Genomic DNA, 14,825 nt, shown 5'->3' with positions numbered 1-14,825 from the left:
GCGGCGGCTCCGTGTCCGCCGCGCCGCGCGCGCCGTCAGCCGAACAGGGCGTCGGGCATTTCCATGAGGCTGGCCGCGCCGGCGCGGATCGCCGCGATGTGGCCGCGCGTGCGCGGCAGGATGCGCGAATAGAAGAACCGCGCGGTCAGCCGCTTGCCCTGCTTGAACTCGGTGCCGTGGGCGGTCGAGGCGTCGGCCGCCGCGACGCTGCGTGCCCAGAAATAGGCCAGCGCGATGTAGCCCGCATAGAGCAGATAGTCGACCGCGGCCGATCCGACTTCCTCCGCGTCGCTCATCGCCTTGCGGCCGATTTCCTGAGTCAGGCCTATCCATTCCTGGGTCAGCTCGGCCAGCGGCTTGATGAACTCGACGAGCTCCGCATTGGCCTGCTGCGCATGGCAGAACGCGCTGATCTCCTCGACGAAATGGCGCAGGCCGGCCCCCTGCAACTGCATGATCTTGCGGCCGAGCAGGTCCAGCGCCTGGATCTGTGTGGTGCCTTCGTAGATCGTCGTGATGCGCGCGTCGCGGGCGAACTGTTCCATGCCCCATTCGGCGATGTAGCCGTGGCCGCCGAAGATCTGCACGGCGCAATAGGTCGATTCCTGCGCGGTTTCGGTCAGCAGCGCCTTGACGATCGGCGTCATGAAGCCGAGCAGCTCGTCGGCGCGCTGGCGTTCGGCCGCGTCCTCGCTGCGCTCGATGACGTCGACGAGCAGCGCGGCGTAGTAGCCGAGCACGCGGCCGCCTTCGGCGAAGGCCTTCTGCGTGAGCAGCATGCGGCGGATGTCCGGATGCACGATCAGCGGGTCGGCGGGCTTGTCCGGGCGCTTGGGACCGCTGAGCGAGCGCATCTGCAGACGGTCGCGCGCATAGGCCAGCGCGTTCTGGTAGGCGCGCTCGGTCAGGGCGAGGCCCTGGTAGCCCACGGCGATGCGTGCGGTGTTCATCATGGTGAACATCGCATTGAGGCCCTTGTTCGGCTGGCCGATCAGATAGCCCTCGGCACCGTCGAAATTCATGACGCAGGTGGCCGAGGCCTTGATGCCCATCTTGTGCTCGATCGAGCCGCAGGCCAGCGCGTTGCGCGCACCGACCGTGCCGTCGCGGGCGACCTTGAACTTCGGCACGATGAACAGCGAGATGCCCTTGGTGCCGGGCGGCGCGTCCGGCAGGCGCGCGAGCACGAGATGCACGATGTTGTCGGCGAGGTCGTGCTCGCCGGCGGTGATGAAGATCTTGGTGCCGCTGATGCGATAGGTGCCGTCGGCGGCCGGTTCGGCCTTGGTCTTGAGCAGGCCGAGGTCGGTGCCGCAATGCGGTTCGGTCAGGCACATGGTGCCGGTCCAGCGGCCCGAGACGATGGGCTTGAGGAAGACTTCGCGCTGCCATTCCTCGCCGTGCTGCTTCAGCGCTTCGGACGCGCCGTGCGACAGCAGCGGAAAGTTGGCCCAGGACAGGTTGGCCGAGTCGAGCATTTCCTTGACTGCCGCGCCGACCGCCTCGGGCATGTGCTGGCCACCGTACTGCTCCGGCGCGTTCAGCGCGGGCCAGCCGCCGTCGCAGAACTGCGCATAGGCCTCCTTGAAACCCTTCGGCGTGGTCACGACGCCGCCGGCGTAGTGGCAGCCTTCCTGGTCGCCGCTCTGGTTCAGCGGAGCGAGCACCTGTTCGGCGAAGCGCGCGGCCTCGTCGAGCACGGCGTCGCAGACGTCGCGCGTGGCCGCGTCGCCGCCGGGCAGGCGGGCCAACAGGGCTTCGGCCCCCAGCACGTCGAACAGGGCGAAGCGCATATCGGTCAGCGGAGCGGCGTACTTGCTCATGGGTCAACCCTTGGTCGTCAACGATAGGTATTGGGCCGGCCCGGCACCGGCGACAGCCGGCTGGACTGGCTCAGCGGAAATTTCTTGGCCGGCTCGCCGGTTTCGATCGTGCCGCGCAGCTGGTAGCCGACGCTGCCGTCGCGAGCGGCCTCGGCCAGGCGCGTGCCGGCGTCGCGGCCCGGCGAGAGCGTGGCTTCGACGATGTCGGCGGACTGGCCCGGGATCTCGATCGCCGGCCGCAGGAACACCGCGCCGACGTTCGTGCCTTCGATTTCGAGGCCGGCCTCGAGCGTGTCGAAGCGCATGGGCACGGTGCTGAAATTCTGAACGCGCAGCTCGATGAGCCAGCGTCCGTCGGCCTGGACGGCCAACTGCTGGATGCTCAAGGCCGGCGGATTGATGCGGCGGACCGGCTTGCCGCCGCCGCAGGCGGCCAGCAGGCAAAGGCAGACGAGTACGAACGCGGCGCGGATCGGATGCGACAGCTTCATCGGAGGCCTCAAACGATTGTTTGAATGTTAGCGGCGGCCGCCGGCGCAGGCAAAGGGCCCGGCCGCCGGACAGCGCAGTGTGGCCGATCTCGCACGGCCTTGACGATGCCCTGGACCGGTCCGCGCCCAGGCGCCGTTGCGATTCCTGCGGTCGCCGCCGCGTCGGGCCATGCCCGTGCGCGGGTTTCCGTCGCGACGGTCTCCGCACTGGCGTTTGCCGCCGACCCGGCGCCGCCGGTGTGCGGCGTGCGATCGCCGTGGCGGCGCGGAACGCCTGATTCCGTCTGGCTCAACGGCAGGATTTTCTGCCGTTTTCGGATGGATAGGTAAGAGCATGAAAACGAACTACCTCAGGGGCGCGCTGGCCGCATTGCTGCTCGGCGCCGCTGCCGCGGCGCCGGCACAGGACGGCGCGCTGGACCTCGCCTTCGGCGAGGCCGGACAGCGGGCGTTCGCGCCCGATGGCGAAGAGATGCACGAACTCCGCTTCAACGCGGCCGCGACCTTGCCCGACGGCAGCATCCTGCTGGCCGGCTACCGGCACAAGCGGCGGCAGCCGCTGCCGCAGGAGCCGGACTATCGGGTCGTCGTGGCCAAGCTGCAGCCGGACGGCAAGGTGGACGAGTCCTTCGGCGGCGATCCGCTGCATCCCGGACTGATCGTCTACAACGACTTCAGCCCGGGCGCACGCATCGAGGAGGCGAAGTCGCTGGCCCCGCTGCTGGACGGCGGCGCGATCGTCGCGGGGCATTTCGAAGCCGGCAGCGAAACGGCCGGCTTCACGATGAAGATCGATGCGGCCGGCGCGCTGTCGCAGGGCTACGGCGAACGCGGCATCGCGCGCCTGCCGGCCAGCCTCATCGACGACGTGGCCGTGGACCCGCAGGGTCGCATCCTCGTGGCCGGCCAGCAGCGCGGGCAGGTGCCGCTGTATCGCGGCTTCGTCGCGCGCCTCGATGCGGCCGGTGCGCCCGATGCCGGCTTCGGCGGCGACGGCGTCGTCGCGTTCGTCGAGATGCAGGACGATCAGCCGGTCGACAACTACGGCGGCATGCGCAGCGTCGCGCCGACCGCGGACGGCGGCATCGTCGTCGGCGGCTGGCAGGGACGCAGTCCGTTCGTCAACGCGCTCTCGCTGGCACGGCTCAATGCCGATGGCACGTTCGACCGCGATTTCGCCGGCGGCGGCTGGGCCGTGTTCGAGCCGGGATGGATCAGCTCCGTCGACAGCAGCTTCGCCGCGGTGGAAGTGCTGCGCGACGGCCGCATCGTCGCCGCGGGCGACTACATGGACGAGCAGGGCAGCTACTCGCGGCCGTTCCTCGCGCGCTTCACGGCACAGGGCCGCGCGGACGCCGCGTTCGGCGCCGAGGCCACGCCGGGCTACAGCCTGCAGCAGCCGCGCAAAGGTTTCGCCTGGCAGCGCGTGACCGGACTCGCCGTGCAGAACGACGGCCGCCTCGTCTACACCGCGACGGCGAACGACTTCAGCCCCGAAGCGCCGGGCCCGGCGCAGTTCCTCGCCGGCCGCGTGCTCGCCGACGGCGCGCCGGACGCGGCGTTCGGCGATGCCGGCGTCGCGCTGCTGCCGACCAGCGGAACCAACCTGTTTTCCGACGCGACCGCGCTGACCCTGCAGTCGGGCCGCGCGATCGTGGTCGGCAACCACGGCTATCCCGCAGACGGCAACCCGCCGATGATGGTCCGCGGCGTCGTTTCGCGCCTGCAGGCCGACGCGATCTTCACGGACGGACTCGGCGGCTGATCCACCGGTCTACCGGCATGCACCGGGCCGGCTTCCGCCGGCCCGGTTTTCCCGAACGCTCGTGAAATAACTTGTGGAAGATAAAAAATATAAATAATTTTGTTTATTGTGTTGCGTCGTCCGTCTGTCCCGCACGGGCGTGGAGCCGGCGGCAACGGGCGCGGCCTTCTGCAGAGGGAGCGCTGTTGCGATTCGCTGCGCTCGGCGCAACCTGCCGCGCGGAAACCCACGGCACCGAATCGCGGCAGAATCCGCGTCGACGTCTAGCGTAAAAACAGGGTCTCCCCTGTCATGCCTCCGTGCCGCCCGGCGCGATCGGCGCGCAGACGGATCTTCCCCGCATCCTGAAGCCCTTTGGGCGCACATTTCGTCGTATTCCTGAACTAGACTCGCGACTGCCATCCGTCCGTGTATCGCGCTGCAGGCGCGTGCCTCGGGCCAGTCGAAGGGGAAAATCGATGCTGCTTTCATTGCGAGCCCGCACGGAGTCGTCCGCGCGTCCCGTATTGCCGCTGTCGCTTGTCGGCGCCGTCGTGACACTGGTCGTCGCGGCGCCGCTGGCGCAGGCGCAGACCCTGGTACCGAACGCCCATCTGGACAGCGGTCTCGCGCCATGGGCGCAGTTCGTGTCGCTGCCGCCGGATCCGCCCGGCGCCGGCAGCGAACCGGCCTGGGCAGCGACGCCGGACGTCGACGGCAATCCCGCGTCGGGCTCCGCGACGATCCATGTCTCGACGGCCGTACCGGCGACGAACGCCGCGTCGGGCATCGCCCAGTGTTTCGACTTCAGCCAGCCGACCGGCGTGAACTTCGTCAACTACGGCATGGCGTTCCGCGTGCCGGCGACGACCGCGCGCGACGGCAGCGTCAGCGCGACCGTCGAAATACGCCTGTTTTCCGGCGCCGGCTGCAACGGCTTCCTTGCCGGCGGCAGCCAGGGCCAGGCGCTGACCGCGGCCAACGTGCCGGCGGATACCTGGTACCGGCTCGCCGACGTCGGTTTCGTGCCGGCTCCGACGGCCGTCACCGCCGCGAGCGCGCAGATCCGCGGCTATCTGCGCCAGACCGGCGCGGCGCCGGGCCAGACCGACTATCCGATCAGCCTCGACCACTTCGTGCTCGTGCTCAACAGCACGACGCCGGTCAGCCTGCAGCGCTTCGACGTGGAATAAGGGGACAGACTCGTGAGCCATCGTTTCCTGCGCAGCGCCACGTTCCTGCTGCTGGCTGTGGCCGGGCTGAATGCCCATGCCGCGCCGTGTCCGACTACGTCCGTGACGACCTTGCCGAATGTGCCGGCGGCGACGGTCGGCGGCAGCTTCTCGCTGCCGTTCTCGGCCAGCAACAGCAATGCACAGCCGTTCGTGTTCGCGATCACCGCCGGCCTGCCGGCCGGTTCCGGTCTGGCCATGACGCCGACCGGCATGACCAGCGCGACCATGGCCGGTTCGCCGACCCAGGCCGGCAGCTATCTCGTCACCGTCACGGCGACCGACTCGGCCGGTTGCAGCGGCGGCCGCACGATCGCGCTGGCCGTCGGCCAGGGCAGCCAGACGATCAATTTCACCTCGAGCGCGCCAGCGTCGGCGCAGATCGGCGGAACGCCGTATACCGTCGCGGCGGTCGCGAGCTCCGGCCTGCCGGTCGCGTTGGCGATCGATGCGAGCGCGAGCAGCGTCTGCTCGATCGCGGGTTCCTCGGTCAGCTTCCAGAGCGCCGGCACCTGCGTCATCAATGCGAACCAGGCCGGCAACGCGAATTGGGCCGCGGCGCCGCAGGCGCAGCAGTCCTTCGGCGTCGGTCTCGCGAACCAGACGATCAGCTTCACGTCGACGGCGCCGACGACGGCCGCCGTCGGTGGCACGGCATACACGGTCGCCGCGACCGCGACGTCGGGACTGCCGGTCAATTTCACCATCGCCGCAGGTTCGAGCAGCGTCTGCGCGATCGCCGGCAGTTCGGTCACGTTCCAGGGCGCCGGCACCTGCGTCGTCAATGCGAACCAGGCCGGCAACGCGAACTGGTCCGCGGCGCCGCAGGTACAGCAGAGCTTCGCGGTCGGCCAGGGCAGCCAGACGATCAGTTTCACGTCGACGGTGCCGTCCGGTGCCGTCGTCGCGGGGTCGGCGTATACGGTGACGGCGACGGCCACGTCGGGCCTGCCGGTCAGCTTCACGATCGACGCGAGCGCGAGCAGCGTCTGCGCGATCGCCGGCAGCACGGTCACGTTCCAGGGCGCCGGCACCTGCGTCGTCGATGCGAACCAGGCTGGCAACGCGAACTGGAACGCGGCGCCGCAGGTGCAGCAGAGTTTCGCGGTCGGCCAGGGCAGCCAGACGATCAGCTTCACGTCGACGGCGCCGGCGACGGCCGCGGTGGGCGGCGCGGCGTACATGGTCGCCGCGACGGCGACGTCGGGCCTGCCGGTCAGCTTCACCATCGCCGCGGGTTCGAGCAGCGTCTGCGCGATCGCCGGCAGCACGGTCACGTTCCAGGGCGCCGGCACCTGCGTCGTCAATGCGAACCAGGCCGGCAACGCGAACTGGTCCGCGGCGCCGCAGGTACAGCAGAGCTTCGCGGTCGGCCAGGGCAGCCAGACGATCAGTTTCGACACGACCGCGCCGGCCGGCGCGGTCGTCGCTGGCACGGCCTATACGGTCGCCGCAACGGCGAGCTCGGGCCTGCCGGTAACCTTGAGCGTCGACGCGGCCGCGACCGGCGTCTGCACCCTGACGGGCTCGTCGGTGACGTTCGAGCACGCCGGCACCTGCATCATCGATGCGAACCAGGCCGGTGACGCGAACTATGCCGCCGCGCCGCAGGCGCAGCAGAGCTTCGCGGTCGGTCAGGGCAGCCAGACGATCAGCTTCACGTCGACGGCGCCGGCCACGCCCACGGCCGGCGGCGCGACGTATACGGTCGCCGCGACGGCGAGCTCGGGCCTGCCGGTCGCGTTCACCATCGATGCGAGTGCGAGCAGCGTCTGCACGATCGCCGGCGACGTGGTTGCGTTCATCGCCACCGGCACCTGCATCGTCAACGCCGACCAGCCCGGCGACGCCGACTGGGCCGCCGCGCCCCAGGCGCAGCAGAGCATGATCGTGACCGGCTGCCTGAGCCTTGCTGTCGGCCAGGTCGTCTACGGCAACATGCCGGGCGCGGCGAATCTCTGCGTGACCGGCGACGCGGGCGCCGCGACCGAATACACGCTGATGCCGATCAATGACAGCCCGTTCGCCGAAACGACCCTGAGCCTGACCGGCACCAACATCCAGGCCGTCACCGGTCCGCCGGCGCCGCGCCCGGTCGAAACCCCGCTGGCTCCGCTGCAGGAAAGTAGCGTCGATCCGCATGGCGGCGTGCCGATTCCGCCGGCGTTCGCCGACGGCCACCGCCCGACCGCGGCCGATCTGGTTCCGCGGCCGCAGGGCGGCGCGGTGCCGCTGACCGTGGGCCAGCTCATCGACATCAACGCGTCGATCGGTTCCTGCGGCGCGGCGCCCGACATCCGCAAGGGCCGCGTCGAGGCGATCTCGGCTTCGGGTCCGGGCCAGCAGCTCTACTACGCCGTACAGGAAGTCGAGGAGCTGACACCAGGCAACTGGTCGCCGGCCGTGGTAGGCGGTTTCGTGACCGGCCAGTTCCAGAACCTCATGGACGCGTTCGTGCAGTCGCCGCCGGGTTCGACGCCGACGGTCGGCATGCTCTCGAGTCTCAAGACCGGCGCCCACGACCTGCTGACGACGAACTATGGCGCGATGACCGACCTCGACAACAACGGCGGCATCATCGTGTTCTTCACGAGGAAAATGAACGAGCAGAGCCCGCCGGCGTCCTCGTCGATCACGAGCGCGCTGTTCCAGCCGCGCGATCTGTTCAGCGCGGCGACCTGTGGCGGCAGCAACGAGGGCGAATACATCTACACGATGGTGCCGGACCCGACCGGCTCGGTGAACAGCAACGTGCGCACGGTCAGCTTCGTCTACGGCAACACGACGGGCTGGATGCTCCACAACATCTCGCACCTGCTCAACGCGACGCGCCGGCTCTACGACAACGGCGCCGCGCCGCTGGAACAGGGCTGGCTCGACGAGGCCCTGGCCATGGCCATGCAGGAACTCGTGTTCTTCAACACGTCCGTGGGCCTGACGCCGCGCCAGAACATCGTCGTGACGAACCTGACCACGGGTCCGAATGCGTCCGTCCGCGTCGCCGCATTCAACACCTTCGAAAACCCGATGTTCGGCTACGCGCGCGACTACTTCTTCCAGCTCGGCAGCACCAACAGCAGCAAGCGCGCCGGGCCGCTGATGACGAGTCCGCTGAATGCGACGACGCACGACACCAGGACCGCCAGCGCGGTGACGACGTTCCTGTTTCTGCGCTATGCACTGGACCGCAAGAACACCGGCGATGCGGCCATCATCGGCGCGCTGGTCAACAGCCAGAACGTCGGTCTGGCCAATCTGCAGGCCGTGCTCAACGTCGACCTGAACTCGTGGGTGCACGATTTCCTCGTCGCCATGTACACCGACGACGCGGTCGCCGGCGTCGCGCCCGAGTACACCGCGCCGAGCTGGAGCTACCGGTCGCTCTACACCGCGCTCAACGGCTCGTACCAGCTGGCCGTGAATCCGCTGACCAACGCCACGCCGCTGACCTTCGTGCTGCGTCCGGGCGGCGGTACGCGCTATGCGCGCTTCGGCGTCGCGGCCGGCCAGACCGCGAACCTCGGCCTGACCGAGGGCGGCAGTACGCCGACGTCGCCGATCACGATGGCGATCGTGCGCACCAAATGACCGGCGGCGGCACGCGGCCTTCGCATAGGCCGCGTGCCGCACCGGTTCGGAAGGATCCGAGGCCGGCATCGGCGGAATGCCCGGGCGCCCCTTGACGCGTCCGGTAACATGGCCGGATGGATTCCCCGGCTCTCGATCTGCTTCATCGCGTCTTCGGCTACGCGAGCTTCCGCGGCGAACAGGCCGCGATCGTCGACCACCTGAGCGGCGGCAACGACTGCCTCGTGCTGATGCCGACCGGCGGCGGCAAGTCGCTGTGCTACCAGGTGCCGGCGCTGCTGCGCGACGGCACGGCCATCGTCGTCTCGCCGCTGATCGCGCTGATGCAGGACCAGGTCGACGCCCTGACCCAGCTCGGCGTCGCGGCCGCGTATCTGAATTCCTCGCTGTCGCCGCAGCAGCAGCGCGAGGTCGAGCAGCGGCTGCTGCGGCGCGAACTGAAGCTGCTCTACGTCGCGCCCGAGCGCCTGCTCGGCGAACGCACGCTGGAGCTGCTCGAGCGCGTGCCTATCGCGCTGTTCGCAATCGACGAAGCGCACTGCGTCTCTCAATGGGGCCACGACTTCCGGCCCGAATACCGCGGCCTGAACCTGCTGCACGAGCGCTTCCCGCAGGTGCCGCGGATCGCGCTGACCGCGACCGCCGACGCGCCGACGCGCGCCGAGATCGTGGAGCGGCTCGGGCTGGCCGGCGCGCGCCAGTTCGTCGCGAGCTTCGACCGCCCGAACATCCGCTACAGCGTCGTGCAGAAAGACAATCCGCGGCGCCAGCTGCGCGCGTTCCTCGACGAGCGGCGCGGCGAGTCGGGCATCGTCTATTGCCTGTCGCGCAAGAAGGTCGACGAGACCGCCGCCGCGCTCGCCGAGGACGGCTTCGATGCGCTGGCCTATCACGCCGGCATGGAGCAGGCGCAGCGCACGGCCAACCAGCAGCGCTTCCTGCGCGAGGACGGCGTCGTCATGGTCGCCACGATCGCGTTCGGCATGGGCATCGACAAGCCCGACGTGCGCTACGTCGCGCACCTGGACCTGCCCAAGAGCATGGAAGGCTATTACCAGGAGACCGGTCGCGCCGGCCGCGACGGGCTGCCGGCGGAAGCCTGGCTCTGCTACGGCCTCGGCGACGTCGTGACGATGAGCCAGATGATCGCCCAGTCCGAGTCGGGCCAGGAGCGCAAGCGCGTCGAGCGCGCGAAGCTCGAGGCGCTGCTCGGCTATGCCGAGGCGACCGGCTGCCGGCGCCGGCTGCTGCTGGCGTATTTCGGCGAGACGCGCACGAGTGACTGCGGCAACTGCGACAACTGCCTGAATCCGCCGCGCAGCTGGGACGCCGGCGAAGTCGCGCAGAAGGCGCTGTCCACGGTCTACCGCACGGGCCAGCGCTTCGGCGTCGGCCATCTCGTCGACGTGCTGCGCGGGCAGGACAGCGAGAAGGTCCGCAGCTGGAACCACGACCAGCTCAGCGTCTACGGCATAGGCCGCGATCTCGACGCGCGCCAGTGGAACGGCGTGTTCCGCCACCTCGTCGCGGCCGGCCATCTGGCCGCCGACCACGAAGGCTATGGCACCTTGCGTCTGACCGAATCGAGTCGCGGTGTGCTCAAGGGCGAGACGCGCGTGCTGATGCGCTACGAGGCGGCCGAAAGCCAGCGCCGCGCCGAGCGCAAGGCCTCGCGCAAGCGCGGCGGCGCGACCGCGCACAACAGCCTGCAGATCGCCGACGACGAACGTCCGCTCTGGGACGCGCTGCGCGCGGTGCGCGCACGGCTGGCCAAGGAACAGAACGTGCCGGCCTACGTAATCTTCCACGACGCTACCCTGCTCGACATGCTGCGCGAACATCCGGTGTCGCTGCGCGAGCTCGCCGCGATCAGCGGCGTCGGCACGACCAAGCTCGAGAAATACGGCGAGGCGTTCCTCAGCGTGCTGACCGCGGAAACGGCGGACTGAGCACCGGCGGCCGGGCGCGACGCCCGGCGTTCAGGTCGGGAACGTCCTCGCGGTCACCACTGCGACGGCGCGCGGCGCGGCATCGCGTTCGCGTTGTCCATGTCGGCGGCGATGCGCCAGACGCCGTCGCCGCCGCGGCGCAGCACGAGCACGAACTTGCCGAAATCCGGCTGCCCCGCCTTTCCGCCGAAGCCGCCGATGACGTAGGCCATGTCGCCCGACTCGGCGTAGTGCAGCGCCCGCAGTGCGAGCGGCGAACCGCTGTTGCCCGCATACGCGGCGCGGATCGCATCGGCGCCGGTCGCCGGCGGCTGGCCGTTCGGCAAGGCAAATCCGTCGGCGACGAACAGCTGCGCGAGTGCCGCGTCGTCGCGCGCGATCCAGGCACGCTCGTAGTCCTGCAGCACGCGGGCGATCGCCGGCGGCAACGTGATGCTCGGCAGAGGCGCGGGTGCGGCGGCGGCGGGTACGTCGGACGCCGAGGCGGCCGGCGCGGATGCCGGCGGCGCAGAGGCAGGCGGCGCGGCGAATGCGTTCGATGCCGTCGCTGCAGTCAGCAGCAGGCACAGGGCGAGGCGCAGGGTCATGTGACACTCCGGAGTGGGGAAAACCTATTCGACGCAAGGCGCCGCGTTTTTTCGTCAGCCGTTCGTCAGCGCCGCGCGGGGTTTTCGGCGTTTGCGCAATTTCCGCAACGGCGCCGGGTGCGGTCGCGTGGGCTGGGCGGCGGATTCGCCCGGCGCCGGCGCGTCAGAGCTGCCGACGCGCGCCGACGGGCAATCCGCGCCAGCGCTGCAGCAGCCGATGGGTGGGCCAGAACACGAGCAGCGGCAGGCCGACGAACAGCACGGCGAGCCAGGCCCAGCCCGGCATCAGGGTCTGCGCGGACGCATCGCTGAAGCCGTAGACGTAGTTGACGTTGACCGGCACGTTCGGCCGCGCCGGATCGGCCGGCGGCGCCGGCAGCAGCAGACGCGAGATCGCGAGCAGGGACCAGGCCAGCAGGGTCCAGCCGGCCAGCGCGCGCCGGTCGTAGCCGAGCCGCGCGACGAGATACATCAGCACGAACGGCAGCCAGGCATGGAACGAAGACAGCCCGCGCGCGAACAGCGGTATGCCCGGATCGAACATGTAGGCCGTCATCGACAGCAACGGCTTGCCGAGCCAGCTCGCGAGGAAATCCACGCACCAGACCAGCTGCGGCACGATCAGGCCGACGGCCGGCATCGACGCGAGCAGCGGCGACTCGGTCCAGATCGCGGCCAGGGTGAAGAACATGGCCACGTCGCAGAAATACAGGAAATTCGTCGGTCCGTAGGTGATCCAGTAGAACGGCACCAACGTGGCCATGAACGCGGTGAAACCGAGTTTGAGTGCGAGCGGCAGGCGCGGCGGCGCGCTCGCAATGTTGATCGACATCGATGGACTCCCCGTACTCGGCGATCCTAGCCCGGCGGCGCGATGCCGCCAACGCCGGGCCGCGGAAGGCTCGCCGGTTCGTCGCAGCTTCTGAGACACGCGCCGCGTATAGCCGCAGGCCCGTCTCAACCGCCGATACGCCGCCATGTCCACCGACCTCGCCCGACTCATCGCCGACAGACAGCCGGCGCCGCCCGATCCGGGACGCCTGCTCGCGCGGCTCGCGCAGCGCTATGCGGACCGCATCACCGGCCATTTCACCGTGCCGGCGCGCGAGGGCCGCTATGCGGAGCTGCCGGCCGAGCTCGCGCCGGCGCTGCGCACGGCGCTGCGCGCGCGCGGCATCGAGCAGCTCTACAGCCATCAGGCGCAGGCCTGGGAATCGGTGCGCGCGGGCCGGCACACCGTCGTCGTGACGCCGACCGCGTCGGGCAAGAGCCTCTGCTACACCTTGCCCGTCGTCGACGCGGCGCTGCGCGCCCGCGCCAAGGCGCTGTACCTGTTTCCGACCAAGGCGCTCGCGCAGGACCAGGTCGCCGAACTGCTCGAACTCAACCGCGCAGGCGGCCTCGGACTGCGCGCGCACACGTTCGACGGCGACACGCCCGGCGACGCGCGGCAGGCGATACGCCTGCACGGCGACATCGTCGTCAGCAATCCCGACATGCTGCACCAGGGCATGCTGCCGCATCACACGAAGTGGGCGCAGTTCTTCGAGAACCTGCGTTACGTCGTCATCGACGAGATCCACAGCTACCGCGGCGTGTTCGGTTCCCACCTGGCCAACGTGCTGCGCCGGCTCGCGCGGATCTGCGCGTTCTACGGCGCCGATCCGGTGTTCATCCTCTGCTCGGCCACGATAGGCAATCCGCGCGAGCACGCCGAGGCGCTGATCGGCCGGCCCGTGCACGCGATCGCCGAGAGCGGCGCGCCGGCCGGCGAGAAGCACGTGCTGCTGTGGAATCCGCCGGTCGTCAATGCGGATCTCGGCCTGCGCGCGTCGGCGCGCTCGCAGGTCACGCGCATCGCGCGCGCGGCGATCCGCGCCGGGCTCAAGGCGCTGCTGTTCGCGCCGTCGCGGCTCATGGTCGAGGTGCTGACCAAGTACCTCAAGGACGTGTTCGACCACGATCCGCGCAAGCCCGCGCGCATCCACGCCTACCGCGGCGGCTATCTGCCGACCGAGCGCCGACGCACCGAGCAGCTCATGCGCAGCGGCGCCGTGGACGGTCTCGTCAGCACGTCGGCGCTGGAGCTCGGCGTCGACATCGGCGCGCTCGACGTCGTGCTGCTGCAAGGCTACCCGGGCTCGATCGCGGCGACCTGGCAGCGCTTCGGTCGCGCGGGCCGGCGCCGGCAGGCGGCGATCGGCGTGCTCGTCGCGTCGAGCCAGCCGCTCGACCAGTACATCGTGCGCCACCCGGAATTCTTCCGCGACGCGCCGCCGGAACAGGCACGCATCGCGCCGGACCAGCCGCTGATCCTGCTCGACCACGTCCGCTGCGCCGCGTTCGAGCTGCCGTTCGTCGACGGCGACGGTTTCGGCCCGATCGAGCCGGCCGCGTATCTGCAGGTGCTCGCCGACTCCGACGTCGTGCATCGCGAAGGCCAGCGCTGGGAATGGATCGCCGACGCGTACCCGGCCAACGCGGTCAACCTGCGCGCCGTCGCCGACGGCAACTTCGTCGTCGTCGACCGCACCGACGGACGCCAGGCCATCATCGCCGAGGTCGACTATTCCAGCGCCGCGCTGACCCTCTACGAAGGCGCGATCCATATGGTGCAGTCGCTGCCGTACCAGGTAGAAAAGCTCGACTGGGACGGTCGCAAGGCCTACGTCACGCGCACCCAGGTCGACTACTACACCGACGCGATCGACTACACGCGACTCAGGGTGCTCGAACGCTTCGACGGCGTGCGCGCGGGCCAGGGCAATGCCTATCACGGCGAAGTCCACGTCGTGCGCCGCGTCGCCGGCTACAAGAAGATCCGCTACTACACGCACGAGAACATCGGCTACGGCCCGGTCACGTTGCCGGACCAGGAGCTGCACACGACGGCGCTCTGGTGGCAGCTGCCGCAGGAGGCGCTCGACGCGGCGTTCGCCTCGCGCCAGGATGCGCTCGACGGCTTCCTCGGCGCGGCCACGGCGCTGCATACGGTGGCCAGTGTCCGCGTCATGGCCGAATCGCGCGATCTCATGAAATCCGTCGGCAGCGGCGACGCCAGCGCGTTCGTCGAGCGCGACCAGCGCGGCCGCGGCCGGTGGCGCCCGGCCGAAGCCGGCATCGACGCGGAGCGCTTCACGCCGACGGTCTATCTGTACGACAACTACCCCGGCGGCGTGGGCTTGAGCGATCCGCTGTTCCGCGTGCAGGCCGAGCTCGTGCGCGAAGCCGCGGCGCTGCTCGACGCCTGCAGCTGCCGCGCGGGCTGCCCGGCCTGCGTCGGTCCCGTGCTCGCGGCCGACGAGGATGCGGCGGCCACACCCAAGGCCCAGGCCGCGCGCGTGCTGGCCCTGCTGCGCGGCGCATGAGCGCGCTCGTCGAGAAACTGCAGCGGCTGCGCCGCGAGGCCGG

9 protein-coding genes are annotated in these 14,825 nt (G+C 69.9%); 5 read left to right on the top strand and 4 right to left on the bottom strand.

Features of this window, described 5'->3' with window-relative positions; genetic code table 11:
- Positions 1 to 35: 35 nt before the first annotated feature.
- Positions 36 to 1,823, bottom strand: a complete 1,788-nt coding sequence (locus NON22_RS11175; RefSeq protein ID WP_257387011.1) for an acyl-CoA dehydrogenase C-terminal domain-containing protein — start codon at positions 1,821 to 1,823, stop codon at positions 36 to 38.
- A gap of 17 nt (positions 1,824 to 1,840) precedes the next feature.
- A complete protein-coding gene (locus tag NON22_RS11170) occupies positions 1,841 to 2,314 on the bottom strand; it encodes an LEA/WHy family protein (protein WP_257387010.1) in 474 nt (157 codons plus the stop codon).
- A gap of 334 nt (positions 2,315 to 2,648) precedes the next feature.
- Between NON22_RS11170 and NON22_RS11165 the strand changes: the two genes are divergently transcribed.
- The 4 genes from NON22_RS11165 to recQ all read left to right on the top strand — a co-directional run bounded on the left by NON22_RS11165 (position 2,649) and on the right by recQ (position 10,827).
- Positions 2,649 to 4,079 carry an NHL repeat-containing protein gene (locus NON22_RS11165; RefSeq protein ID WP_257387009.1) on the top strand — a complete coding sequence of 477 codons (1,431 nt, stop codon included), beginning with the start codon at positions 2,649 to 2,651 and terminating at the stop codon, positions 4,077 to 4,079.
- 533 nt (positions 4,080 to 4,612) lie between these two features.
- The gene (locus NON22_RS11160) at positions 4,613 to 5,251 is read left to right on the top strand and encodes a hypothetical protein (protein ID WP_257387008.1); all 639 of its coding nucleotides are present in this window, start codon (positions 4,613 to 4,615) and stop codon (positions 5,249 to 5,251) included.
- A 12-nt stretch (positions 5,252 to 5,263) separates the two neighbouring features.
- Positions 5,264 to 8,878 carry a hypothetical protein gene (locus NON22_RS11155; protein ID WP_257387007.1) on the top strand — a complete coding sequence of 1,205 codons (3,615 nt, stop codon included), beginning with the start codon at positions 5,264 to 5,266 and terminating at the stop codon, positions 8,876 to 8,878.
- A 116-nt stretch (positions 8,879 to 8,994) separates the two neighbouring features.
- Complete coding sequence (gene recQ, locus NON22_RS11150) at positions 8,995 to 10,827, top strand: DNA helicase RecQ (protein WP_257387006.1); 1,833 nt, start codon at positions 8,995 to 8,997, stop codon at positions 10,825 to 10,827.
- 53 nt (positions 10,828 to 10,880) lie between these two features.
- Here the strand turns inward: recQ and NON22_RS11145 are convergent, their stop codons facing one another.
- Together NON22_RS11145 and NON22_RS11140 are read right to left on the bottom strand one after the other, a co-directional pair.
- A complete protein-coding gene (locus NON22_RS11145; RefSeq protein ID WP_257387005.1) occupies positions 10,881 to 11,414 on the bottom strand; it encodes a YybH family protein in 534 nt (177 codons plus the stop codon).
- Between the two features lie 163 nt (positions 11,415 to 11,577).
- The gene (locus NON22_RS11140) at positions 11,578 to 12,246 is read right to left on the bottom strand and encodes a hypothetical protein (protein ID WP_257387004.1); all 669 of its coding nucleotides are present in this window, start codon (positions 12,244 to 12,246) and stop codon (positions 11,578 to 11,580) included.
- A gap of 145 nt (positions 12,247 to 12,391) precedes the next feature.
- On the opposite strand from NON22_RS11140, the gene NON22_RS11135 reads away from it, so the two are divergent.
- Complete coding sequence (locus NON22_RS11135) at positions 12,392 to 14,782, top strand: DEAD/DEAH box helicase (RefSeq protein ID WP_425507968.1); 2,391 nt, start codon at positions 12,392 to 12,394, stop codon at positions 14,780 to 14,782.
- Positions 14,783 to 14,825: the final 43 nt, after the last annotated feature.

It is taken from the genome of Tahibacter caeni (assembly GCF_024609805.1).
GTDB classification, from domain to species: domain Bacteria; phylum Pseudomonadota; class Gammaproteobacteria; order Xanthomonadales; family Rhodanobacteraceae; genus Tahibacter; species Tahibacter caeni.
The sequence above is the reverse complement of the archived record's forward strand: the minus strand, read 5'-3'. Positions and strand labels throughout refer to the sequence as shown.